At 29.3% G+C, this 24,615-nt stretch carries 26 protein-coding genes; 11 read left to right on the top strand and 15 right to left on the bottom strand.

Annotation, left to right across the window (positions count from 1 at the left end):
• Nucleotides 1-14: 14 nt before the first annotated feature.
• The 6 genes from QOR43_RS04715 to QOR43_RS04690 form a co-directional block, all read right to left on the bottom strand.
• Nucleotides 15-2,450, bottom strand: a complete 2,436-nt coding sequence (locus tag QOR43_RS04715; protein ID WP_283571437.1) for an AMP-binding protein — start codon at nucleotides 2,448-2,450, stop codon at nucleotides 15-17.
• A gap of 1 nt (nucleotide 2,451) precedes the next feature.
• Nucleotides 2,452-3,333 carry a lysophospholipid acyltransferase family protein gene (locus QOR43_RS04710; protein ID WP_265134398.1) on the bottom strand — a complete coding sequence of 294 codons (882 nt, stop codon included), beginning with the start codon at nucleotides 3,331-3,333 and terminating at the stop codon, nucleotides 2,452-2,454.
• Nucleotides 3,330-3,755, bottom strand: a complete 426-nt coding sequence (locus QOR43_RS04705) for an NUDIX hydrolase (protein WP_265134399.1) — start codon at nucleotides 3,753-3,755, stop codon at nucleotides 3,330-3,332. The genes QOR43_RS04710 and QOR43_RS04705 overlap by 4 nt, the downstream gene beginning before the upstream one ends.
• A gap of 1 nt (nucleotide 3,756) precedes the next feature.
• Nucleotides 3,757-5,145, bottom strand: a complete 1,389-nt coding sequence (locus tag QOR43_RS04700) for an SLC13 family permease (protein ID WP_265134400.1) — start codon at nucleotides 5,143-5,145, stop codon at nucleotides 3,757-3,759.
• Nucleotides 5,132-6,460: a homoserine dehydrogenase gene (locus tag QOR43_RS04695; protein WP_265134401.1), complete on the bottom strand. Its 1,329-nt coding sequence runs from the start codon at nucleotides 6,458-6,460 to the stop codon at nucleotides 5,132-5,134. Before QOR43_RS04695 ends, QOR43_RS04700 begins: the two co-directional genes overlap by 14 nt.
• Before the next feature lie 228 nt (nucleotides 6,461-6,688).
• Nucleotides 6,689-7,867, bottom strand: a complete 1,179-nt coding sequence (locus tag QOR43_RS04690; RefSeq protein WP_265134402.1) for a DEAD/DEAH box helicase — start codon at nucleotides 7,865-7,867, stop codon at nucleotides 6,689-6,691.
• A gap of 134 nt (nucleotides 7,868-8,001) precedes the next feature.
• On the opposite strand from QOR43_RS04690, the gene QOR43_RS04685 reads away from it, so the two are divergent.
• Complete coding sequence (locus QOR43_RS04685; protein ID WP_265134403.1) at nucleotides 8,002-8,868, top strand: UbiA-like polyprenyltransferase; 867 nt, start codon at nucleotides 8,002-8,004, stop codon at nucleotides 8,866-8,868.
• 26 nt (nucleotides 8,869-8,894) lie between these two features.
• Nucleotides 8,895-9,110, top strand: coding sequence for a hypothetical protein (locus QOR43_RS04680; protein ID WP_265134404.1), 216 nt, complete (start codon nucleotides 8,895-8,897; stop codon nucleotides 9,108-9,110).
• A gap of 47 nt (nucleotides 9,111-9,157) precedes the next feature.
• Here QOR43_RS04680 and purT read toward each other — a convergent pair whose 3' ends face one another.
• Genes purT through QOR43_RS04665 form a run of 3 tightly spaced genes read right to left on the bottom strand, consistent with a single transcriptional unit; the run spans nucleotide 9,158 to nucleotide 11,391 of the window.
• Nucleotides 9,158-10,339, bottom strand: coding sequence for a formate-dependent phosphoribosylglycinamide formyltransferase (gene purT / locus QOR43_RS04675; RefSeq protein ID WP_265134405.1), 1,182 nt, complete (start codon nucleotides 10,337-10,339; stop codon nucleotides 9,158-9,160).
• Nucleotides 10,340-10,347: 8 nt separating this feature from the next.
• A complete protein-coding gene (locus tag QOR43_RS04670; protein WP_265134406.1) occupies nucleotides 10,348-11,163 on the bottom strand; it encodes a 2,3,4,5-tetrahydropyridine-2,6-dicarboxylate N-succinyltransferase in 816 nt (271 codons plus the stop codon).
• Between the two features lie 9 nt (nucleotides 11,164-11,172).
• Nucleotides 11,173-11,391, bottom strand: a complete 219-nt coding sequence (locus QOR43_RS04665; RefSeq protein WP_265134407.1) for a hypothetical protein — start codon at nucleotides 11,389-11,391, stop codon at nucleotides 11,173-11,175.
• 107 nt (nucleotides 11,392-11,498) lie between these two features.
• Here QOR43_RS04665 and QOR43_RS04660 point away from each other — a divergent pair, with 107 nt between their 5' ends.
• From QOR43_RS04660 to QOR43_RS04620, 9 genes are all read left to right on the top strand, one after another.
• Nucleotides 11,499-12,578, top strand: a complete 1,080-nt coding sequence (locus QOR43_RS04660; protein ID WP_265134408.1) for an Mrp/NBP35 family ATP-binding protein — start codon at nucleotides 11,499-11,501, stop codon at nucleotides 12,576-12,578.
• Nucleotides 12,579-12,590: 12 nt separating this feature from the next.
• Nucleotides 12,591-13,799, top strand: coding sequence for a cysteine desulfurase family protein (locus QOR43_RS04655; RefSeq protein WP_265134409.1), 1,209 nt, complete (start codon nucleotides 12,591-12,593; stop codon nucleotides 13,797-13,799).
• A gap of 123 nt (nucleotides 13,800-13,922) precedes the next feature.
• Nucleotides 13,923-16,550, top strand: coding sequence for an alanine--tRNA ligase (gene alaS / locus QOR43_RS04650; protein ID WP_265134410.1), 2,628 nt, complete (start codon nucleotides 13,923-13,925; stop codon nucleotides 16,548-16,550).
• 75 nt (nucleotides 16,551-16,625) lie between these two features.
• Entirely contained in the window at nucleotides 16,626-17,063 is a 438-nt protein-coding gene (locus tag QOR43_RS04645) for a PNPOx family protein (RefSeq protein WP_265134411.1), read from the top strand.
• A 94-nt stretch (nucleotides 17,064-17,157) separates the two neighbouring features.
• Entirely contained in the window at nucleotides 17,158-18,375 is a 1,218-nt protein-coding gene (locus QOR43_RS04640; RefSeq protein WP_283571436.1) for a M16 family metallopeptidase, read from the top strand.
• A gap of 21 nt (nucleotides 18,376-18,396) precedes the next feature.
• The gene (locus QOR43_RS04635; RefSeq protein WP_265134413.1) at nucleotides 18,397-18,588 is read left to right on the top strand and encodes a YgaP family membrane protein; all 192 of its coding nucleotides are present in this window, start codon (nucleotides 18,397-18,399) and stop codon (nucleotides 18,586-18,588) included.
• Nucleotides 18,558-19,013, top strand: a complete 456-nt coding sequence (gene ruvX, locus QOR43_RS04630; protein WP_345782853.1) for a Holliday junction resolvase RuvX — start codon at nucleotides 18,558-18,560, stop codon at nucleotides 19,011-19,013. Before QOR43_RS04635 ends, ruvX begins: the two co-directional genes overlap by 31 nt.
• On the top strand, nucleotides 19,006-20,010 hold the full coding sequence (mltG, locus tag QOR43_RS04625; protein WP_283571435.1) for an endolytic transglycosylase MltG: 1,005 nt from the start codon (nucleotides 19,006-19,008) through the stop codon (nucleotides 20,008-20,010). The genes ruvX and mltG overlap by 8 nt, the downstream gene beginning before the upstream one ends.
• Nucleotides 20,011-20,013: 3 nt before the next feature.
• Entirely contained in the window at nucleotides 20,014-21,327 is a 1,314-nt protein-coding gene (locus QOR43_RS04620; protein WP_265134415.1) for a L,D-transpeptidase, read from the top strand.
• A 37-nt stretch (nucleotides 21,328-21,364) separates the two neighbouring features.
• Here the strand turns inward: QOR43_RS04620 and QOR43_RS04615 are convergent, their stop codons facing one another.
• The 6 genes from QOR43_RS04615 to QOR43_RS04590 form a co-directional block, all read right to left on the bottom strand.
• Entirely contained in the window at nucleotides 21,365-21,589 is a 225-nt protein-coding gene (locus tag QOR43_RS04615) for a ferredoxin (protein WP_265134416.1), read from the bottom strand.
• A gap of 64 nt (nucleotides 21,590-21,653) precedes the next feature.
• On the bottom strand, nucleotides 21,654-22,325 hold the full coding sequence (locus QOR43_RS04610; protein WP_265134417.1) for a site-2 protease family protein: 672 nt from the start codon (nucleotides 22,323-22,325) through the stop codon (nucleotides 21,654-21,656).
• Entirely contained in the window at nucleotides 22,325-22,756 is a 432-nt protein-coding gene (locus QOR43_RS04605) for a universal stress protein (RefSeq protein WP_265134418.1), read from the bottom strand. Before QOR43_RS04605 ends, QOR43_RS04610 begins: the two co-directional genes overlap by 1 nt.
• A 9-nt stretch (nucleotides 22,757-22,765) precedes the next feature.
• Nucleotides 22,766-23,248 carry a hypothetical protein gene (locus QOR43_RS04600; RefSeq protein ID WP_283571434.1) on the bottom strand — a complete coding sequence of 161 codons (483 nt, stop codon included), beginning with the start codon at nucleotides 23,246-23,248 and terminating at the stop codon, nucleotides 22,766-22,768.
• Between the two features lie 59 nt (nucleotides 23,249-23,307).
• Nucleotides 23,308-24,129 (bottom strand): cytochrome c, encoded by an 822-nt coding sequence (locus QOR43_RS04595; protein WP_265134420.1) that lies wholly within the window; start codon nucleotides 24,127-24,129, stop codon nucleotides 23,308-23,310.
• Between the two features lie 54 nt (nucleotides 24,130-24,183).
• Nucleotides 24,184-24,615: an NfeD family protein gene (locus QOR43_RS04590; protein ID WP_265134421.1), complete on the bottom strand. Its 432-nt coding sequence runs from the start codon at nucleotides 24,613-24,615 to the stop codon at nucleotides 24,184-24,186.

The following is a 24,615-nucleotide window of genomic DNA, read 5'->3' as shown; positions in this document are numbered from 1 at the left end:
CAAAATTTTTTAGATTAGTTTTTTAACTTTTCTTCTATTTTATTTTTTACCATTTCTACTATTTCTTCATAACTAAGGTTAGCCGGATAAACCGGTTCTAAGTAAGATATTTTGATTTTATGAGGTCTTGGAAATTTAGCATTTATAGGATAGCTTTCAAAAGCACCTTTTATAGTTACCGGTATAATTGGTAATTTTAACTCTTTACTTAAAATCGCAAAAGCCTTTTTGAAAGGTAATAAATTCCCATCTCTTGTCCTTGCACCTTCCGGAAATATCACAATATTTTTTCCATTTTTCAACAAATATGCAGATTTTTGTAAAGATAGTTTTAAATCTTTATTTATATTTACTGTAATTATATGAAAATTATCTGCTATAAATTTTCTAAATTTTGACCTAAAATAACTTTCTTCTGCTAAAAAATATGTATTTTCCAATATATTATCAGGCAAAGATGCTACTATCAAAAATCCATCAAGATAACTTTGATGATTTGGAGCTATGATAAATGGTTGATTTGGAAAATATGAATAATCTATCTCTAAATTAAAATATAGTTTAAAAATAGGTTTTAATATTTTTTTCAACAATTTTATATTGAATTTTTTTTCTTTTATCTCTACCTGCTCTATATTTTCTAATATTTTTGCCCAGTTTATTTCTTGGATTTCTATCTTTTGTTTTCTCTCTTTTATTAAATTTGATAAAGATAAAACTGTTAAATTATTGGCAAGTTCTTCTTCTGTAATATCTACTCCAAATATCTCTTTTATAGCTACTAATAACTCAATTTTATCTAAAGAATCAAGCCCTAAATCTATCTCAATATTATCTGTCGGTAATATTTTTATCTCTTTTTTGTATTTTAAAGATAAAGTTTTAATAAGATAATCTTTTAATATTTTATATTCTTCATCTTGTGGCTCAGGGATTTCTTTTATTTCTTTTGGTTTTTCCTCAAGGAGTTCCTGTAATTTATATCTTTTTATTTTTCCGAGTCTTGTTTTTGGAAGTTCTGTATCTACAATTTTAAAACCATTTATTTTTTTATAACTTACTGCATTTAAATTATATTTATCTATCACTTGCCATTTTATTGTTTCATATATATTTGTTACTGTCTCTTTTTTTAATATCTCAAAATCCGGATATATAATTGCAAAAAGCTGTCCTTCTTTTTCTACTACTGCTATCTCTTTTATATATTTTGAAATTTTTAATATTCTGTTTTCTATTTCTTCCGGATTTATATTTTTACCATTTGGTAAGACGATAATCTCTTTTTTCCTTCCAGTAATATATAGATAACCTTCTTCATCTATATAACCTAAATCTCCGGTATAAAACCAACCGTCTTTTAATACTTTTTCCGTTTCTTCCGGTTTATTATAATATCCTTTAAATACATTTTTTCCTTTTACAACTATTTCCTCATTTTCTATTTTTACCTGAACACCTTCTATTGGTTTTCCTACAGAACCAAGTTTTATTTTATCCGGTGGATTAAATGAAACAATAGGAGATGTTTCTGTCAAACCATATCCTTCTACAATTTTAAATCCAAGAGCCCATAAATCTTTTGCTACTTCTAAATCAAATTTTGCACCACCACTTACAAAAAATTTAATATTTCCACCAAATACTTTATGAACCTTTTTAAACAAAATCTTAGATAATTTTTGAGAATTTATTACCGTAGATATTTTAAATAGAGTTTTAGCAAAAAAGTTCTGATTTATTTTTTCAAAAATCTTTTGATGAAATAGATAATATAATCTTGGAACACCAATTAAGATTGTTATTTTATATTTTTGCATTGTTGATAAAATATCTTCTGCAGATAACTTTGGTAAAAAAATTATAGTAGCTCCAATATGCAAAGGAACAAGCAAAGAAACCATAAGCGTATAAGAATGATGAAATGGTAATATTGCTATTGTTTTATCTTCTTTTTTTGCAATATTTTCCTTTTTTATACTATCTATATTAGAATATAAATTTTCAAAACTCAGCATTACTCCTTTTGGATTTCCGGTTGTTCCGGAAGTATATAATATTAATGCGATATCTTCCATTTTTGGATTTATAAGCTCTATATCTATTTTTTTAAAACTAAGCTCTTCAAAAATAATAATATTTTCAAAATTTATATCTTTTAAAATCCGGCTATTATTTTTTGAACAAAATATTAAAGAAGGTGAAGCATCATTGATTATATACTCAACATCTTCTTTTGAAGAAAGATAATCAATAGGGATAGCAATACTATTTTTTTGCCATATCCCGAATAATGCATAAATCCATTCAGGTCTATTTTCAGAAAAGATTGCTACTTTTGTATTTTCCGGCACCAAGCTTGAAAAAAATTTTATATTTTCAATAAGCTCCTTATATGAAATCTCTTTATCTTGATATATTAATGCTGTTTTTTCAAAATCTGTAAGCATTTTAATATATCTTTTCTTCTCCCTCCGGTCTTGTGTTCCATCTTTTATGTGTCCATAAATATTGGTCAGGATGTTTTTTGACGGCTTCTTCTACTTTTTTTGTATAAGCCTGTGTTAAATTTAATACATCTTCTTCAAAATTTCCAGTTATTTTATAATTAACTTCTTGTATTTCACATTTATAAATTTTTTCTTTTTCATCAAAATAATCATAAGCAAATAAAACCGGCTTTTTATACTTGATAGCAAGTTTTGCAGGAAAATTAACGGTAGATGCCTTTATACCGAAAAAATTAACAAAATTTCCCCTATGTGCCAATGCATTTTGGTCAACAAGGAAAGAAATTATTTTTTTATCCTGAAGTAAATTTATAAATGTTTTCATAGGTTGGTCGTGGAAGATTATATTTATTCCACTATTTGTTCTTATATCAGTTATTAACTTATTTATTTTTTCATCTTTTTGTCTATAAGCAAGGCTTGATATACCATCTAAATATGCAGATAAACCGGCTCCACACATCTCCCAACTTCCTATATGGGCAGATACAAATATAAACCCATCTTTTTTATATTCTTTTGCAATATCTAATCCTTTCGTGATTTTAAATATCTCTTTAATATAACCGGATTTTACATACTCGGGTTGTCTTGGAAATTCTATTAATACTCTACTGATATTTATAAGTGATAATCTTGCTATATTTTCTTTCCAATTTTTATCTTTTTCCGGAAATGCTATATCTAAATTTTTAAATATAACATCTTTTCTATAACCGAGTTTCCATAATAAATTACCAATCTGATTTGCTCTTTTTAAGGCTTTTTCTCTACTAATTGAAGAAAAATATTTAAAAATTGATTTTATTAAAAACTCTTTCATTTGGTTATTAATGTTTTAATGATATTTTCTGCTTTTTTTAAAAATTGTTTATCTTTATCAAAAGAAAGGAGTTTTTCTGCTTCTTCTATTGAAACGAAAACTGCTTCATCTATCTCTTCTTTTTGTGGTGTTATCTCTCCACCTTTATATCTAAGTAGATAATAATAAACAAATTTATGGATAGTATCTATCCCTTTTCTGTAATAATATTCAACATTTCCAAGATAATCTATAATCTCTCCTTCTATGCCTGTTTCCTCTTTTATTTCTCTTACAGCTGCATTTTCCTTAGATTCTGTTTTTTCAATATTTCCTTTTGGAAAAGACCATCTATCCTTGGTTCTGACTAATAAAACATATATTTTGTTATCTTCCTCTTTAAAAACAATACCACCTGCTGAAAATTCCCATTTTATGCTCATCTCACACTCCTATAAATAGTATTAATAATAAAGATAAAATAACAATTCCTGCTATTTCTAAAACCAATCCAAATTTAATCATCTGTGAAAGTTTAATATATTTTGTGCCATAAACAATAGCATTAGGTGGCGTTGCAACCGGTAACATAAATGCAAAACTTGAAGCAAATACAACAAATAATACAGGGTAGAATATATCTATATTATACTCCTTTAATACTGCAATAACAATAGGAGCAAATGTTATTACTGTAGCTGTATTTGAGCTTATTTCTGTAATTAAAACTGTTAATATAATAAAGAAAATAAGCAATAACAATATATCCTCTTTTGAGAAAAGGATACTTATTTTTTCACCAATATATTTTGCTAAACCGGATTTAGATATTATATTTCCAAGAGATAATCCACCGGCAAATAATAAAACTGTATCCCAATCAACAGATTTTATATCTTCAGCAGTTAAAATAGGATTTTTTTCTTCATCTTTTAATATAAATAATAAAGAAGCAGATAATAATGCAACTAAACTTTCCGGAATATCAATAACTGCTGATAAAAACCATAAAAAAATTGCCAATCCAAAAGCGAGGATAATTTTTATATCGGTTTTATTAAAATTCTCTTTTTTTGAAGAAAATATAATATTTTTTACAGCTTGATAATCAAGCTCTATATTTCTTATTTTAAATTTTGTATATAAAATCATAACCAAATACATAAAAACAGCTATTGGAAAAGCTATCTTTATCCAATCTAAAAATGTTATTTTATATCCTTCTTCTCTTAAAAATCCAACACCAACTATATTTGTAGGAGAACCAACTATTGTTGCAACGCCTCCAATAGAAGCTCCAAAAGCAATCGTCAAAAGTATATATGCACTGAAATTTTTTATTCCTTTGACATTTTTTTCTTTTAATAAATTTATAACACCAATTGCCATTGGAAGTAGCATAGCAGTTGTAGCAGTATTACTTATCCACATAGATATAAGAAATGATATTAAACTAAATCCTATTATTATGGATATAGAATTTTTCAAAAATATCTCATTTGATAAAAATCTTAAAGCTATTTTTCTATCAACACCATGTTTTGACATTGCATAAGCTATTAAAAAACTTCCTATAAATAGAATTATAACCGGATTTGAAAAACCGGAAAAAGCATCTTTTATATCAATAACACCGGTAAGAACTGCTATTGATACACCAATCAGTGCAGTAATAGATACAGGTATTGGCTCTGTTAGCCATAATATCACACAAAAAACAATTATAGATAAAGTTATTTTTGCAGGGATAGGTATATCATAAGGAGCTATATATAATAAAGTTGCTATTAAAGGTGCAAATATTAATCCTGCCGTTTTTTTATCTATCTTCATCTTCTACTCTTATTAATACTGTTTTCTCTCTGGTTAAATTATTTTCTTCTATCTCTTTTATTGCTTTTTGGATACTATTTTCAGAAGCAGTATGGGTTAATATAACAAGTGGAACTATCTTTTCATCATTTTTCTGATATTTTTGCAATACTTTTTCTTTTTGGATAACTGCCGCTATACTTATATTATATTTTGCAAAAATTGTTGCAACTTTTGCAAGAATACCGGTAATATCAGGAACAGTAAATCTTACATAATATCTTGTAAAGAAATCTTTTACCTTTGTAAGATTTAAATCTTTATGTTGCCAATTTAAAGATGTTATTTCTATCTCTCTACCTATATTTAAGGATATACTTTTTGCAATATCTACAATATCACTAACTACTGCACTTGCTGTTGGTAGGCTTCCGGCTCCTTTTCCGTAAAACATAGTTTCTCCAACACTATCTCCTTCAACCATTACTGCATTAAACACTCCATCAACCTTAGATAAAGGATGATTAGCCGGTAAAAATGTAGGATTTACTCTTATCTCAACCTCTTCTCCGTGGGCTTTACCTATTGCTAATAGCTTTAATATATATCCAAGCTCTTTTCCAAGTTCTATATCAAGTATATCTATATTTTCTATTCCTTCTTTATATATTTTTGAAAAATCTACATATCCACCAAATGCAAGAGATGACAATATAGCTATTTTATGGGCAGCATCTGTTCCGTTTATATCAAGGGTTGGGTCTGCTTCTGCATATCCTTCTTTTTGAGCTTCTGATAAAGCAGTTTTAAAATCTTTTCCTTCCTTATACATACTTGTTAATATATAATTTGTAGTTCCATTTAAAATACCATAAATTTTATTTATATTATTTGCTATAAGCCCTTCTCTTAATGCTTTTATTATTGGTATCCCGCCTGCTACTGCTGCTTCAAAACCTATTCTGATATTCTTTTTTTCTGCTTCTTTGAAAATTTCCTTTCCTTTTTCTGCAAGAAGTGCTTTATTTGCAGTTACAATATTTTTATTTTTATTGATAGCTTCCATCATTAATTTATAAGGAAATTCTATTCCACCTACAACTTCAACAATTATATCAATATCTTCATCATTTAATATATCATCTATTGAATTTACCCTTTTTGATTTGTCTATTTCATAAGGAAATTTTTTATTCCAGTTTCTTGTGAATACTTTTTTTAAATTTATATCAACATTTGATTTTTTTCTGATTAACTCTCTTTTTTCTTCTAAAATTTTAGCTACACCATTCCCAACAACACCATACCCTACAATAGCAACATTTATTGTTTTCAAACAAAAACCTCCGAACTTTTATATAAAAATTATATCAAAAAAAGAAAAACCTCCCTCTCTTTTTGGAGAGGGAGATTATAGGAGGTAAGCCGTGGGAAAGGAGGGATATTAATGCTTGGTTAATAAACATTAACTAAATAATAGTATATACTAAAATAAAAAAAATACAACTGTAATTTTTAATAAGAAAAAATTTCCCCTATCACAGAGGATGGAGGAAAGTAGAGATTATCTTTTGATTTTTTTGAAAATTCTTTTCTTTGGTTTTTCTTCAAAACTTTTTTCTGAGGATTGATTAATCAGCTCAATATTTGCCTTTGTTTTAGATTTTATGTTTTTAAATTGTCTTTCTTCTGATGGTGTGAATATAGATATAGCTACTCCTTCTCTTCCGGCTCTACCGGTTCTACCTATTCTATGTATATAGCTTTCCACATCTCTTGGAAGTTCATAATTTATTACAAGGTCAACACCTTTAATATCAAGTCCTCTTGCTGCTACATCTGTTGCAACAAGTATCTTTAAATTATCTGTTCTAAAACGTTTTAATACATTTTCTCTTTTTGCTTGAGAAAAATCACCATGTATTGCAGAAGCATTAAAACCTTCTTTCTGCAATTTGTTTGCAACTTCATCTGCCATTTTCTTAGTTTGTGTAAAGATTATTGTTTTTACATCTTTGTTTTCATTTAAGATTTCTTTAAGTTTTTCAAATCTATCTTTTTCATCTACTTTGTAAGCTATCTGTTTTATTCTATCTACCGTTACTTCTTCCGGTTTTATTCTTATAGTTTCGTAATCCGGATTTAAAAATTCTTCTGCAAGTTCTAATATAGCTTTTGGCATTGTTGCAGAGAATAAAAGATTTTGTCTATTTTCCGGAAGTTCATTCATAATATCCTCAATATCTTCTATAAAACCCATTTCAAGCATTCTGTCTGCTTCATCTAAAACAAATATTTTTACATTATCAAGTTTTAGATGTCCTCTTTCTATTAAATCTTTTACTCTTCCGGGTGTTCCAACTACTACCACATCGCTACCTTTTTTAAGAAAATCTATTTGGTGTTTTATAGATTTTCCACCATAAACTGCCAATACAAAAACTTTTTTAAATTTACCTAAATCTTTAATTTCTTTTGCTACTTGGATAGCAAGTTCTCTTGTTGGGACTAAAACGAGAGCTTGAATTTTTTTCTGTTTTGGATTTACCATATCAACTATTGGAATTCCAAAAGCCGCTGTTTTTCCTGTTCCTGTCTGAGCCTGGGCTACTACATCTTTTTTCTGCATAACTACCGGAATAGCTTTTTCTTGAATTTCTGTTGGATGGGTATATCCCATTTTTTCAATAGAAGCTAATGTCTCCTGAGAAATACCAAGATTTTTGAATGTTTTTTCTGACATAAAAATGTCCTCCTAAAATAAATTTTTAAGAGGAAAGAATCTTCTGATTATCAGATTACCCCTACCTGATATACTTTGAGGATTTTTTCCTCTTTTGATGATATATAGTATATAATATTTTTTGAAAAATGCAAATGGAAAATTTTTTAAAAAAAATAAAAGCTTACTTAGAGGTTATAAAGTTTAGTCATACGATTTTTGCGTTGCCTTTTGGGTTATCTGCTATCTTTATTTTAGAAAAAGGTTTTCCATCTTTTTATAAATTATTTTGGATAACTATTGCTATTATTGCCGGTAGAACTGCCGGAATGGCTTTTAATAGATTTTTTGATTTACCTTTTGATAAGTTAAATCCAAGAACAAAAAATTGGTCATCTGTTACCGGTGCAATAAAGGATTATGAACTTTTAATTCTTGGTGTTTTATCTTCTATTGTTTTGATTTTTTCTGCTTATATGCTAAATAAGTTAGCTTTTTTACTTTCACCGGTTGCTTTATTTTTTCTTATTTTATATCCACTTGGAAAAAGATTTACTAATTTTGTCCATCTTTTACTTGGAATTGTTTATTTTTTAATTCCAATAGCTGTTTCTATTGCTTTAAAAGGTAATGTAGAGCCTTCTATGGTATTCTTAGGACTTGGAATGGCTTTTTGGGTTTCCGGTTTTGATATTCTTTATGCTCTACAGGATATAGAATTTGATAGAAAATATGGCATTCATTCTATACCGGCAAAATTTGGTGTTAAAAAATCTTTGATATTTGCAAGATTTTTTCATTTTTTAACATTTTTATTTATAATTTTAACCGGAATTTATGCAGATATGGGTAAAATATATTTTATTGGAGTGTTTATTTTATCTACATTTTTATTATATGAACATCTTTTAATAAAAGAAAATGATTTATCAAAAATAAATAAAGCATTTTTTACCATAAACGGATATATTAGCATTTTCTACTTTATATTTGTAATTTTTGATGTGTATTTAAAACTATAGATTTTTCATAGGAGTGTATTACTAATATGTTTTCTTTAGTTTTCGTTGTTATGTTTGCTTATCTTTTATGGTGGATTGTTTTACCGGTAGCCGGTGTTTTTATTTTTATTTATACCGGATTAATGATTTTTTCTCTTGTTTATTCGCTATTTAGCCATCCAAAATCAAAAATAGATGAAATTGTTGAAGAGGCTAAAAAGACTAAATCTAAAGAAGAGCTTAAGTATCCTTATGTTCGTTAAAATTTTATTCAAAAAATTTTACCTTACGGTTTAAACCGTAAGGTTTTTTATTCTTCTATTACTTTTATAGTTTGAGCTACTTTTTTAGCTTTTGCTCTTGCTTCTTCTATTGTGTCTGCTGTTGCAAGGGCTACACCCATTCTTCTTTTCGGTCTTGTTGTCGGTTTCCCAAAGATTCTTACTTTTGTATCCGGTATAGCTAAAGCTTCTGCTAAACCTTCATAATAAGGGGCTACAGAGTAGCTTTTAGCATGGAAACAATAAGAAGCAGAAGGAGAAAGCAATTTAATATTTATCGGAAGTCCTAATATAGCTCTTAAATGTATTTCAAATTCAGACATATTTTGAGATATTAATGTTACCATTCCGGTATCATGAGGTCTTGGAGATATTTCATTAAACCAAACTTCATCTCCTTTTACAAACATCTCACATCCAAAAATACCATATCCTCCAAGGGCATCTGTAATTTTTTTTGCTATATCTTTTGCTTTATTTAAAGCTATTTCACTCATAGGATGAGGTTGCCAGCTTTCCCAATAATCACCTTCTACCTGTATATGCCCTATTGGTTCGCAAAATAAAGTTCCTTGATTTTTTGTTCTTACTGTCAATAGAGTTATCTCATAATCAAAATTTATAAATTCTTCTATTATTACTTCTGAACCTTTTCCTCTTGCATTTTCTTGAGCATAATACCAAGCTTTATCTATATCTTCTTCCGTTTTTACTACAGATTGTCCTTTTCCGGAAGAACTCATAACCGGTTTTACAACTGCCGGCAATCCTATTTCTTTTATTTTTTGTCTATATGTATCTATATCAGATGCAAATGCATATTTTGATGTTTTGAGTCCTACCTCTTCTGCTGCAAGTCTTCTTATACCTATTCTGTTCATTGTATATTTTACTGCCTTTGCACAGGGAACTACATTAAATCCTTCTTTTTCAAGCTCAACTAATATATCAGTATCTATTGCTTCTATTTCCGGCACTATAAAATCCGGTTTTTCTCTATATACTATATTTTTTATCTGATTTGGATTTTTCATATCTATAATATAAGATTTATGAGCAACCTGAGCTGCCGGTGCAAATTGGTAATTATCTACTGCTATAACTTCAAGGCAAAGCCTCATAGCTTCTATAACAAACTCTTTTCCAAGTTCCCCACTACCAAGAAGTAAAATCTTTGTAGCATTGTAACTAAGAGGTGTTCCTATTCTCATATTTTACCTCACACACTTACATTAAATTCTCTAAGAGCTTCATTTAAAGATGTTTTCTTATCTGTTGATTCTTTTCTTTTTCCTATGATTAAAGCACATTGGATGCCATATTCTCCGGCAGGGAATTTTTTGGTTATTGTTCCAGGAACTACTACACTTCTTGCCGGCACTCTTCCTCTATATTCTACCGGCTCATCACCGGATACATCTATTATTCTTGTTGAAGCAGTAATTACTACATTTGCACCAAGGACTGCTTCCTCTTCTACAATTACTCCTTCTACAATGATACATCTTGAACCGATAAAGCAGTTATCTTCTATAATTACCGGTCTTGCAGAAGGAGGCTCTAAAACTCCGCCAAGTCCAACTCCACCAGAAAGATGAACATTTTTACCAACCTGAGCACAAGAACCAACGGTCGCCCAAGTATCTACCATAGTTCCGGAGCCTACATAAGCACCTATATTTACATAAGATGGCATAAGTATTGCTCCCGGTTCTATATAGCTACCATATCTGGCAGTAGCCGGAGGAACAACTCTTACACCTCTTTCTTTATAATTTTTCTTTAAAGGTATTTTGTCATAATATTCAAATGGCCCAACTTCCATAACTTGCATTTCTTGAATAGGAAAATAAAGCAAAATAGCCTGTTTAATCCATTCATTTACAATCCATTCTCCATTTATCTTTTCAGCAACCCTAATTTTACCATTGTCCAATAAATCAATGGTTTCTCTTACAGCATCTTTATATTTTTTCTCTTTTAATAAATCTCTGTTATTCCAAGCTTCTATTATTAACTGTTTTAATTCTTCCATTATATCCTCCTATTTTAGATTTTCTTCTTCTTTTTTTAGTTCTTCTATTAAATTTTTATTTTCAAATTTTTTCATTCTTTCATCTTGTTGATTTAATCTTTTCATAAATTTAATACCAAAAACTATCGCCAATATAAAAATACTCCACGCTATAAGATGTATCAAACCCATCAAAGGAGGATGGGAATTATCAGCCTGAACATTTACAACCTGTTGAAGTGGCTCCATTTCTTCACCTCATTTATTTTCAGACTAAAAACTCTAAATGTGATAGCTATCATAGCATAAAATTACTTATAATAATATAGTATAACAAAATCATTGGAGGCATTCAAATGGCATTGCAAGGAGTAATTGACGCTCTGAAAAAAACCACCTTAGAAGAGATAGGAGTAAGTTTTAGTATTGCAGATTTAATGAAAGATTTAAAAATTGAAGGAGATGATATTTATCTTTTAGTATTTTCTCCATCTGATAAATACCATCAATTAATAAAAGAAAAAGTAGAAAAAGCTCTAAAAAGTATAGGTGCAAAAAATATAAAAATAGAATTTACAGACCAACCACCTGTAAAACAATCTCAACCTCCTCAACCACCACCGGCAGCAAATCCTTTTGAAACAAGAAGAAGAATACCAAATGTAAAAAAAGTTATTGTTGTAGCTTCCGGTAAAGGTGGTGTAGGTAAATCAACAGTTGCAGTAAATTTAGCAGCTGCTTTGAAAAGAATGGGATACAATGTTGGCTATCTTGATGCAGATATGTATGGTCCAAGTGGTCCAACAATGCTCGGAGCCAAAGATAAAAAAGTTATGGCAAGACAAACTCCTCAAGGAGATGTTATTATAGCTCCTGAAAGCCACGGTATAAAAGTTATGTCCATAGGATTTTTACTTCCATCAGAAGATACACCGGTTATATGGAGAGGTCCAGTATTATTTAAAGCATTGACTCAGTTTTTATTTGATGTAGATTGGGGAGAAGAAGAGTTAGATTTTCTTGTTATAGATTTACCACCGGGAACCGGTGATGTCCAGATAACCCTTGGACAAACAGCAGAAATAGATGGAGCAGTAATAGTAACAACTCCTCAAGATGTTGCTCTTATAGATGTAAGAAAAGGTATTCAGATGTTTAACGAAGTCCAAATACCTATATTGGGTATAGTAGAAAATATGAGCTACTTTGTAGCACCTGATACAGGCAAAGTATATGAGATATTTGGAAAAAGTAAAACAGAAGAAGTTGCAAAAAATTATGGTGTAAATCTTCTTGGAAGAGTTCCGATAGAGCCAAAAGTTGCAGAATTTTCAGATTTAGGTATTCCTTATGTTATGGCGATGCCTGACTCCGAAACTGCAAAAGCATTTATGAATATAGCACAAAATGTAATAAAAGAATTAACAACTAAATAAGAGGTGATTAAGATGAGAAGAATATATGTAGACCATTTGGCAACAACTCCGGTTTGTGATGAAGCAATAGAGGCGATGATGCCTTATTTTAAAGAAAAGTTCGGAAATCCAACATCTTTACATGAGATGGGTATTGAAGCGAAAAAAGCTATAAATAAAGCCAGAGAACAGGTTGCAGAGCTTTTAAATGTTTCAAATCCGGATGATATAGTTTTCACATCAGGAGCAATAGAAGCTAACAATCTTGCAATAAAAGGATTTGCAAAAGCTCCCGGTAGAAGAGGAAAACATATAATTGTATCTGCCATAGAGCATCACTCTATTTTACATTCTTGTAAAACCTTGGAAAAAGAAGGTTTTGAAATTACAGAAATTCAGCCGGATAATTACGGAATAATTGACCCTCAAAAAGTGGCAGATGCAGTTAGAGAAGATACAATCCTTGTATCCATAGGATATGCCAATAGAGAAATAGGAATATTACAAGATATGCCTGCAATCGTTGCAGCAGTTAAAGAAAAAAATCCAAGAGTTGTTGTCCATAGTGATATAGCAGCAGCAGTAGGACATACACCTGTAGATGTTGAAGGTTGGGGATTAGATATGGCATCTTTTACCGGTCATTATTTTTATGCACCAAAAGGAGTTGGTGGATTATATGTTAAAAAAGGTATAAGATTAAAACCTTTAATAGAAGGTGGAATACAGGAAGGTGGAAGAAGAGCCGGCACAGAAAATGTTCCTGGTATAGTAGGAATGGGGGCAGCAGCAGAACTTGCAATTAAAGAGATGGATGATAGGGTAAATAGACTTTCTTATCTTAGAGATAAATTAAAAAGAGGAATAGAAGAAAGAATTCCACATATACTTTTTACAGGTCATCCGGAAAAAAGATTACCAAACCATCTATCCCTTATAGTTAAATATATAGAAGGTGAAGCAATGCTTCTAATGCTTAATATCAAAAAAACATATACTGCTTCCGGTTCTGCCTGTGTATCTTATGCATTAAAACAATCCCATGTTCTTGCCTCAATAGGTGTAGAGAAAGAGTTATCTAACGGTTCTATTGTATTTTCACTCGGTAGAGAAAACACAGAAGAAGATATAGATTATATAATAGAAGAATATCCAAAAGTAATAGCCAGATTAAGAGAAATATCTCCATTTAATCCGGAAAACTGGGAAGATTTCACTAAAAAAGCATCAAGATTTAAATAAAAATCCCGTAAAGGTGGCAATAATGCCACCTTCTCTTAAATTATCTAACTAAACTTTCCATCTTTTTATATCTTCAACTATATATTATAATATCTTCTGAAATTTTTCTAATGAGGTTTAGATATGAAATATATGAGTAGTGATGAGATAAGAGAAGCATTTTTGAGATATTTTGAAACAAAAGGACATACAAGGGTAAAATCTGCTTCTATTATACCGGAAACAGACCCTACATTACTTTTTGTAAATGCAGGTATGGTTCCTTTTAAAAATGTGTTTCTCGGGCTTGAAGAAAAACCTTATAAAAGGGCTACTTCCTGCCAGAAAGTGTTTAGAGTTTCCGGAAAACATAATGATTTAGATAATGTAGGATATACACCAAGACATCATACATTTTTTGAAATGCTTGGTAATTTTTCATTTGGAGATTATTTTAAAAAAGAAGCAATAATATTTGCTTGGGAATTTTTAACTGAGCATCTAAATATTCCTACCGAAAAACTTTATGTTTCAGTATTTGAAGAAGATGATGAAGCTTTTGAAATATGGAATAAAGTTATAGGGCTTCCTGAATGGAAAATAAAAAGACTTGGAGTAAAAGATAATTTTTGGTCTATGGGAGATACGGGGCCATGTGGGCCTTGCTCTGAGATATATTACGATAGAGGAGAAAAATACGGTAATCCGGAGCTTGGAGCAGATGATGATTTTAGATATTTAGAAATCTGGAACCTTGTATTTATGCAGTATAATAGGCAACCGGATGGAACTTTAATTCCACTTGCAAAACCAAGCATAGATACCGGAATGGGACTTGAAAGAATAACATCAGTTTTACAACAGGTAGATAGCAATTACGATACAGATTTATTTAAACCAATTATAAATTTTGCAGAAAATATATCAAACAAAGAGTATGGCAAAAATGAAAAAGATGATATTGCTATGAGAGTTATAGCAGACCATCTTAGGGCTATTACCTTTTTAATATCAGATGGAGTTTTTCCTTCAAATGAAGGCAGAGGATATGTTTTAAGAAGAATATTAAGAAGAGCTTTAAGATATGGTAAAAACCTCGGAATAGAGAAGCCTTTTTTATATGAAGGAGTTGATGTAGTAGTTGACAAAATGAAAAATGCCTATCCTGAATTAATAGGAAACAGAGCATTTATAAAAGCAGTTGTTAAATCAGAAGAAGAAAGATTTATAAACACCTTAAAAAGAGGAATGGATATTCTTTATCAGATAATAGAAAATGCAAAAAAAGAAGGAAGAAAACATATAACCGGAAAAGAGATGTTTATGTTATATGATACTTATGGATTTCCAATTGATTTGATAGAAGATATTGCAAGAGATGAAAATTTTGGAACAGATATTGCAGAATTTGAAAAATATCTTGAAGAACAAAGAGAAAAAGCAAGAAAAGCATTTAAAACCGGTGCAAAACAGATAAAACCAATATATTTAGCTCTTAGAAATAGATTGCCTGAAAATGAATTTCTCGGATATGAAACGCCGGAAGTTATAGATGCAAAAATATTAGCCATAATAAAAGAAGATAATGAAGCCCAGTATTTAAATGAAAATGAAGAAGGAGAGATAATCTTAGATAAGACACCATTTTATCCTGAAAAAGGCGGTCAAATAGGAGATACCGGAATAATAGAAGGGGACAATTTTCTATTTGAAGTAATAGATACACAAACACCAGTAGAAGGATTAATAATCCATAAAGGAAAAGTATTATTTGGAAAATTAACAAAAGATAGTATCGTAAAAGCAAAAATAGATGAAAAAAGAAGAGAAGATATAGCAAGACATCATACTGCTACCCATTTATTACATGCAGCCCTTAGAAATATTCTCGGAGAACATGTAAAACAAGCAGGCTCCCTTGTTTCAAATGAATATCTTAGATTTGATTTTACCCATTATGAAAGCTTATCAGATGAGCAAATAAAGATGATAGAAGAGCTTGTAAATAATGAAATAATGAAAAATGAGCCGGTCACCTGTCAAGAAATGAAATATGAAGAAGCACTTAAAACCGGTGCAATTGCTATATTTGAAGAAAAATATTCTGATGTTGTAAGGGTAATATCAACAACATTTTCAAAAGAGCTTTGTGGTGGAACCCATGTAAAAAGAACCGGAGATATAGGATATTTTAAAATAATATCTGAAAGTTCAGTTGCTTCCGGAACACGAAGAATAGAAGCAGTAGCCGGCAGAAAAGCAGTAGAAAAAGGATTAATAGAACATTTCCTATTAAAAGATATAACAAAAATCCTCGGAGCAAAAGAAGAAGATATACTACTTAGAATAAATAAACTTCTATCAGACTTAAAAGAAAAAGAGCAAGAGATAAACAGATTAAAGAAAAAATTAATAATAGAAAATCTTGACAAAAATATAAAAATTGAAGAAAAAGAAGATTTTAAATTGGCAATATTTGAAGCAGAGAATATAACACCGGAAGAATTAAGGGAAATATCAGATATAATAAAACAAAGATATGAAAAGATTATAATCCTTCTTATAGCAAAGGATTTAGAAAAAAGAAAAGTTAATTTTATAGTTTCAGTATCAAAAAATTTAACTGATAGATATAAAGCCGGAGATTTAGTTAAAAAAATAGCCTCAGCAGTATCAGGAAGCGGTGGTGGAAAGCCAGATATAGCCCAAGGAGGCGTTCCAAATTTAGATATGGCTCAAAAAATAGTAGAAGAGTTTAAAAAGATGTTTTAAGATTTGTAATAAAAATCATTGTTGTAAATAATTGATATGATAAGATTTAAAATAAAAAAATAGGAGGATTTAATTATGTTACCAAAAGATGTTATAGATTTAATGAAAAATCTTGGAGTTTTTCCGGTAGTGATTGGTACGGTAGATGCACAGGCAAATCAGCATATTACATTTATAACTTGGATTTATCCTGTAAATGAAAATACATTAAGATTTGCTGTTAGCTCCAAAGCTAAAACATCTGAAAATATCAGAGAAACCGGAAAAGTTGCAATTCAGATTTTTGCACCGGATAAATCATTAACCTGTTATGGCAATGCAAAAGAGATAATAAGCAAAATAGAAGGTGTTCCTTTTGATGTTTCTGTATTTGAGTTAAAGATTGATAAAGTTGAAAATTCTTTATTCCCCGGCTCAACAATAACAGGAACAATTCCTTTTGCCCATACAGGCAAAATATTAAAAATGGCAGAGCTTGATGAAAAAGTTATGTCTGCTGTAAGAGGTGAGTAATATCAAAATGAAAAGATTGTTAATTATTTTATTTATTACTTTTTCCATTATCATAAATGGCAAGAATGTATACGGAAAAACCGGAGGAAATAAGGTGATAAAACATATTTATCCAAATAAAGTTACCATTCTTTATAAAGAAACTTCCGGAAAGGGAATAATTGCCGGCTCTATATTTATAAAAGGAGGTAGCATAGAAGACCCACAAGATAAAAAAGGATTAACAAATTTAGCTGTAAGAATGCTTTTAAAAGGCTCTAAGGATTACTCTCAATTTCAGCTAAATAAAATATTTGAAGATAGTGGGGGATATATATCTGCCTCTGCCTCGGAAGATTATATAGAGATAGATTTTGCACTAAAAGTAGAAGATTTTGATAAAGGAATATCGGTTATAAAAGATTTATTATTTAATCCTTTATTTCCGGAAGATAAACTACAGCAAGAAAAACAAAATACAATAGCCCAAATAAAAGCAAAACAAGAAGAAGGATTTTCTTATGCTTTTGATGAACTTAGAAAAATAATTTATAAAGATACCCCTTATCAATACTCTGTTCTTGGTGAAGAAAAAGATATAAATAATATAACTATCCAAGATATAAAAGACAGATGGAACCAAATTTTAGACTCTTCCAGATTTGTAATCTCAATTGTAGGAGATTTACCATACAAAAAAGTTGAGAAAAAGCTAAAAGATACATTTGCAAATATCCCTTTAAAAACAGATTTTAAATATCCGGTTTATAATAAAAAAATACCAACTTCCGAATGTAAAATCTTACAAAGGGAAGGAGCCCAAACAACTATACTTCTTGCATATAACTCTCCGACCGTTAAAGAAGGAAAAGATTTTTACAGCATGAAAGTTTTAAATGGAATTTTAGGAGCCGGATTTACATCAAGATTATTTCAAGAAGTAAGAGAAAAGAAAGGATATGCTTATGCAGTTGGTTCAGTATTTCCTACAAGAATTAATATAGGAACATTTATAGCATACATCGGCACAGACCCTAAGAATACCGAAAATGCAAAAGAAGAAATGGTAAAAGTTATATCATCTGTAAAAGAAGGTGTAACTGATGAAGAGATAAATATATCAAAAGAAAAGATAGTAGGGACTTTTTTATTAGAACATCAAAAAAGAGCAAAACAGGCTTATTATCTTGGCTGGTTTGAAACCATAGGAATGGGATATGAAACTGATTTTAACTATACTAAGAATATAAACAAAGTTTCAAAATCTGATATTTTGCAAGTTTATAATAAATATTTAGCAGAAGGTTATAGTTGCGTAATTGTAAAACCTTAAAATTCGTAGGAGGTAAGCGATATGGCTTTTTGGGATTCTCTTATTAGGGTTTTAATTGGTTCTATCCTTGTATTTTTCGGTGTAGAAAAAGGAGGCGTTTTTATCATAGCCCTTATAGTAGGTTTAATACTTATACTTACCGGTATAACTACATTCTGCCCTCTTTATAAAATAGCCGGAATATCTTCAAAAGGAGAAGAAGCATCAGCATAGGAAATAAAAAAAGAGTTTTAGCATTAGATATAGGTTTAAAAAGGATAGGTGTTGCTTATTCTGATATATTTGGTATATCAATAACACCTACCGATTATATTCAAAATGATGAAAATGCTATAGAAAAAATAAAATCACTTGTTAATCAGCTAAATATTGGCACAATAGTTGTAGGACTACCTTTAACATTAAAAGGGGAAGAAGGGGAGCAAGCAAGATATACAAAAGAGTTTGCCCAGAAGATAAAGGAAAATATCAATGATATTGATATTGTTTTTGTAGATGAGAGATTTACAACATCTTTGGCAGAAAAACAGCTTAAAGAAACAACAAAAAAATCAAAAAGAAAAGAAAAATTAGACAGTCTTGCTGCTGCATATATTTTACAAACTTATTTATTATCTAAAGATTTAAAAAATGGTTAAAAAGATATTTTTAGCTTTCTCTTTATCTTTTGTGGTTATATTTTATTTAGTTTATGAGGTATTTTTTGATAAAAATGACATTAAAACTCCTATTGAGATAGAGATAAAAAAAGGAAGTTCTAAAATAGAAATAGCTAAGTTGCTAAAAGATAAAAATGTTATAAACAATTGGCAAATTTTTCTTTTATATTCATTAATAAAAGGAGATTTAAAAGCCGGTTTTTATGAGTTTCAAGGAAATTTATCTATAAATGATGTATTTAATATTATTCATCTTGGAAAAGAAAAACTGATAAAGGTTACCATAATTCCGGGAGATAATCTTTTTATAATAGCAGAAAAACTGGAAGAAAATAATCTGATTAAAAAAGATGAATTTTTAAAATATGTATTTAATAAAGAAAATCTAAAAAAATGGAATTTAGAAGGGGCAAGTTTTGAAGGATATTTTCCACCGGAAACTTACGGATTTAAGAAAAATGAAAATATTGACGAAATAATAAATAAATTTTTGGAAATATTTAAAAAAAGGTATATGCCATATAAAGAAAAAATAGAAAATAAAGGTTATTCTGAGTTTGGAATAAAAAAATTAAGCTTCTACCAAGCAATGATTATCGCTTCAATGATAGAAAAAGAAACAGCAATAGAAGAAGAAAAACCTATTATTGCCGGAGTTATACTAAACCGGTTAAAACTGAATATGCCACTTCAAATAGACCCGACGGTAATATATGCTTTGTATATTGAAAATAAATGGGACGGCAATCTAACAAAAAAAGACCTTCAGATAAAATCAGATTTTAACACTTATATAAAAAATGGAGTTCCACCAACCCCTATTTGTAGTTTTTCTATATCTTCATTAGAAGCAGTTTTAAATCCAAGAAAAACCGATTATCTTTATTATGTAGCAACCAAAGAAAAATACCATCTTTTTAGTAATGATTATAAAACCCACCTCAAAAATATACAAAAAATATACAGGAGTAAATAGGTTATGAAAAAACTGTTTATAACTTTATTAATATCAACAACTTTATATGCTGATGAGGTAGATGATATACTTAGAACTTTGTATAATCAGGAAAAAACAATAAAAGAAGAAAAAAAAGAAGATTTATTCAGCATAGCAAAGGCAAAAGTTGAAAAAGATAAATTAGAAGAATTATTTAATAATGTATTAAATTTTTATGCCGATGGTATGTATAACCTTGCAATAGAAAAATCTAAGGAATATCTTTCAAAATCTGCCAAAAATGATTATAAAAGAGATTATATATATATAATCCTTGCAAAATCTTATTATAAGATGTCTGATACCGAAAATATGTTTAATCTTGTAAAAAATTTAGATAATATCTCCATTGATGCCCAATATAAAGTTATCCAAATTGCTTCATTGCTTTTTACAGAATATAAAGAAGAAGAAAAAAATAATTATCTATTATCATTGATAAAGAAGAATAAAAATTATAAGTTGTATTCCACAAAATTTAGTTATATTAACTACAAAGGGGTAGATTTTCCTTTAAATAGAAATGCCTTTGAGATAAAGCCAAACCAAAAAATAATAGGAAACATTTATCTATATGTTGTAGAAAAAGACCAAACATTATTTGAGTTATCAAGAGAATTAGACCTTGGATATTATGAAATGAAATATGCAAATATGGATATTGACCCTTTTGATTTAAGAAAAGGACAAATTGTTATTGTGCCTTTTAGAAAAATTTTACCTGTAGATAGTTATAAATATGAGACAATTTATATTAATCTTGTTGAAAAAAGATTATATTTTCCTGTTTTGGTTAATAACCAGTCTTATATAATAACATTTCCAATAGGCATAGGAACAGATGAAGCCCAATCTCCAATAGGAACATTCAAAATTTCAGAAAAAAGAAAAGATCCGGTTTGGTATGTTCCTGAAAGTATAAAAAAAGAAAAACCGGAACTTCCTGATGTATTTCCTCCGGGAGAAGATAATCCTCTTGGCACGAGAGCTATGAGATTAGGTAATACTACATTTTTAATGCACGGAACAAACAAAGATTTCGGTATAGGTATGAGAGTGAGCCACGGCTGTATAAGAATGTATAATCCGGATGTGGAAAAATTATTTGAAGTTGTTAATATAGGGACAGAGGTAAACTCTTTTGAAAAAAGTATAAAAGAAGCTACTGAGAATGGCAAGAAATATATAGAAATAGATGAAGAAATAACCTCTTTTCCATCTTATTTACCGGTTTTATATCAGAAACTCTTTAAAATTAATATATTAGATAAAGGATATGCAGTAGAAATTAAGTGATAGAAGGGGCAAGAAGCCCCTCTATATTATAAAAAAATTACTCTTCAACAACTTCAGTAACTAATGCACCGGATGGGCATTCGTCAGTTACTTCAAGAACTCTTTGAGCGAGTTCTCCTTCTATAATAGCACCATCTCCACCTACTTCTTCTTTAACTCTAGCTATACCATCGCCTGCATCTTCATACACTTCCGGCACTTCATCATAGCAAAGTGCACAAGCTGTGCATAAATCTTGGTCTACTTGAACTTTTACCTTCATAATGCAACCTCCTTTTAAGAATTTGATAATAGTATAAGCCATATTAAGTTAAATTTCAAATTTTTTATATGAGAATATTCATAAAAAATTCATATATTGGAAAAATTATTTTATTTATGATACCAAGAAATAAAAGTAAAATAATTATAAAAAAACCATATTGTTCTAATGGTTCTAATTTTCTTTCAAGTTCAGGAGATACCAAACTCATTATAACTCTACCACCATCTAATGGAGGAATTGGAAGAATATTAAATATAAATAAAATAAGATTTACCATTACTGCATATTTAAGGAATATTAATATCGGTAATACTATTGACTCAATAATGCCGGTTCCAAAGATAGAAATTAATGATGCTATAAACTCTTGATTTTTAAAACTTTTTAATAAAAATGCAAAAATTACAGCTAATGTAAAGTTAGTAATTGGACCGGCTAAAGCTGTTATTGCCATTCCTTTTCTTATATCTATTTTTTTAAAATTGAATGGATTTATAGGAACCGGTTTAGCCCAACCAAATAAAAACGGAGAGCCTGCTGCAAGTAGTAAAACAGGAAGTATTATAGAACCAAGAGGGTCAATATGTGGGATAGGATTAATAGTTAATCTTCCTTCTAACTTTGCAGTATTATCTCCAAATTTATATGCTATATAACCATGGGCTACTTCATGAAAAATAACTGCTACCAAAAGAGCTGGTAGCATAAATATAACATTTATTATATTATCCATTAAACTACAACCAATACAGATTGGTTTGCATATTTTACTAAACTACTTGCAGTGCTTCCAAGAAGCAATCTTTTAAATCCACCAACCCCTCTTCTTCCTACTACTATTAAATCACATCCATTTTCATCTGCATAACTCATAAGCTCTTCTGCCGGTTCTCCTTCTAAAACCTTTAATTTTGGCTCTAATCCGTTTTGTTTGGCTAATTCTGCAGCATTTTTTAGATATTTTTCTTCTTTTGATATTTCTTCTTTTTCATAAGCTTCTATTTCCTCAATAGTATAAATATCAACTGCTCCAAATTCAAAAGGTCTGATAACACCAACGATATGAAGATTTGCTCCAGAAAGTTTTGCAATCTCTATAGCCCTTTCAAGAGCTTTTTGACTTGCTTGTGAACCATCATATCCAACTAAAATTTCTTTATACATTTTCTCCTCCTATAAACCGAGAATAAAAGCTATTTCTTCAGCTGTTTTACCTTCTAATAAATAATTTAAGGCATTTAATCCTTTTTCATCTATTGATATATATAAATTTTTATCTGAGGATTGGAATGGAACAACAAGAATAGGAATTCTCCATGTTTGAATAAATCTTTTCCAATCACTGCTAAAATTTGTCAGGAGAATTTTTGCTTCTGTTTTTTTCCCCAGTAAATAATTAACAAGAGCAAGCATATATTTTGCTTCTGGTATTTTTGATGCTGCTTTCGCAAGCTCCCTTCTTGCATCTTTTAAGTTTTCATCTATATAATAATTAAATCCTTGAACAAAAGCTTTTTCTTCCTCCGGCATATCTAAATAAAACTCAAAAGGAATTTCCATATAAGTTTCTACATTATCAAAATCTACTGTATCTCCTACTTGTGTAGGAAACCTCTCCGGATGCCCTTTAAATATTAAAATTTTACTTTCTTTCATCTTCTCTCCTTTCATATTTGTATAATCATTATTAGCTATAAAACATTTTATCAAAAATATTATGGTTTAGTTAGTATATCTTTCATTATAGCAGTTGTTTGGTGTGTATTGTGACATTTTGAGCAGTTATTTACAGATATCCAATTTAAATTTTTGTTTACTTCTTGCTTATTATTGGATTTGACTGCATTTATTAATGCATTTAATTTTTCATCCATATCTTTGCCAAAATATATCTGCTCTGATAACTTATTTGTATGACATTCAGAACAGCTTTGGGATAAAGCTTTTAATCTTTTGGCAAAATTATTTGCTTCCAAAACTGCTTTTTCTTGTTTATTATCATCTAAATAAACTCTCAATTTTTTCATAGAATCAGTCATTTTTTTCATATAATCTTCTGTTTCCAAAGCTGTTCTTGTAATAGGGTCATCTATATTTATCATTTTCCAAGAAGGATAATGGTATATTATTTTGGTAGTAAGCATATATTTTTGATGACATTGGGAACAGCTTTTACCAACAGCTTGAGCATTTTCCTGTATACCTTGCATATCTTTATTTTTTACTGCATTAACAAGGGCTGTCATCTCATTTTTTCTTAATCCTTTATCAAATTCAGGAACAAGCTTTCCTACTTTAATGTAATTTTCTTCCAGTATTTTTACCCATTTTTCTGCATTTTTCCAATCTTTTTCTTGCACATTTGTCATTAAGCCGGTAAAGGCAGTTGACATTGCATACATTGTGTTCAAAAATTCAAATTTTTCTGATTTAGGCGGATAATATTTGCCTACGTTTTCTGGGGGTGTTTCCAATTTAACTTCTTTTGCTACTGCTATTGAAAAAATTGATAAGGATATAATAGCTAATTTACGCATTTTGCTTACCTCCTATTTTTCTTTATTATAAATTTTAGATTTTTTTACAAAAAATCAATCTGTCTTTTCTTTTTTAACAATAATTTTATTACCTTCAATTTTTATAACTTTTACCTTATCTCCAAAATTTAATTTTTCTTCAGAATATCCATTCCAGAGCTCCTCTCCTCCTACTCCCATAGGAAATCTTACAAGGTAGGTAAATTCATCTATCTGCCGAACTACATAACCTTCTTTTCCTATCAGTTCCCTAATATCACTTACTTTATTTTTTAATTTCTTAGAGTATTTTATGCTAAAATATGTAGCCGGTATTACCCCTATTAAAAAACCTATGAAAAATCCAAATATTTCAGGATAAAAATAATAAAATATGCCTCCTGTTATAAATCCAACGCCGATAGGTATAAGGAAAAAAGACAAAATAAAACTATCTATTATAATAAGCAGTATTCCCAAAACTATAAATAATTGATATTTTTCCAT

The organism is Venenivibrio stagnispumantis, from assembly GCF_900182795.1.
GTDB lineage: Bacteria > Aquificota > Aquificia > Aquificales > Hydrogenothermaceae > Venenivibrio > Venenivibrio stagnispumantis.
This window is presented reverse-complemented; position numbering and strand designations above follow the sequence as displayed.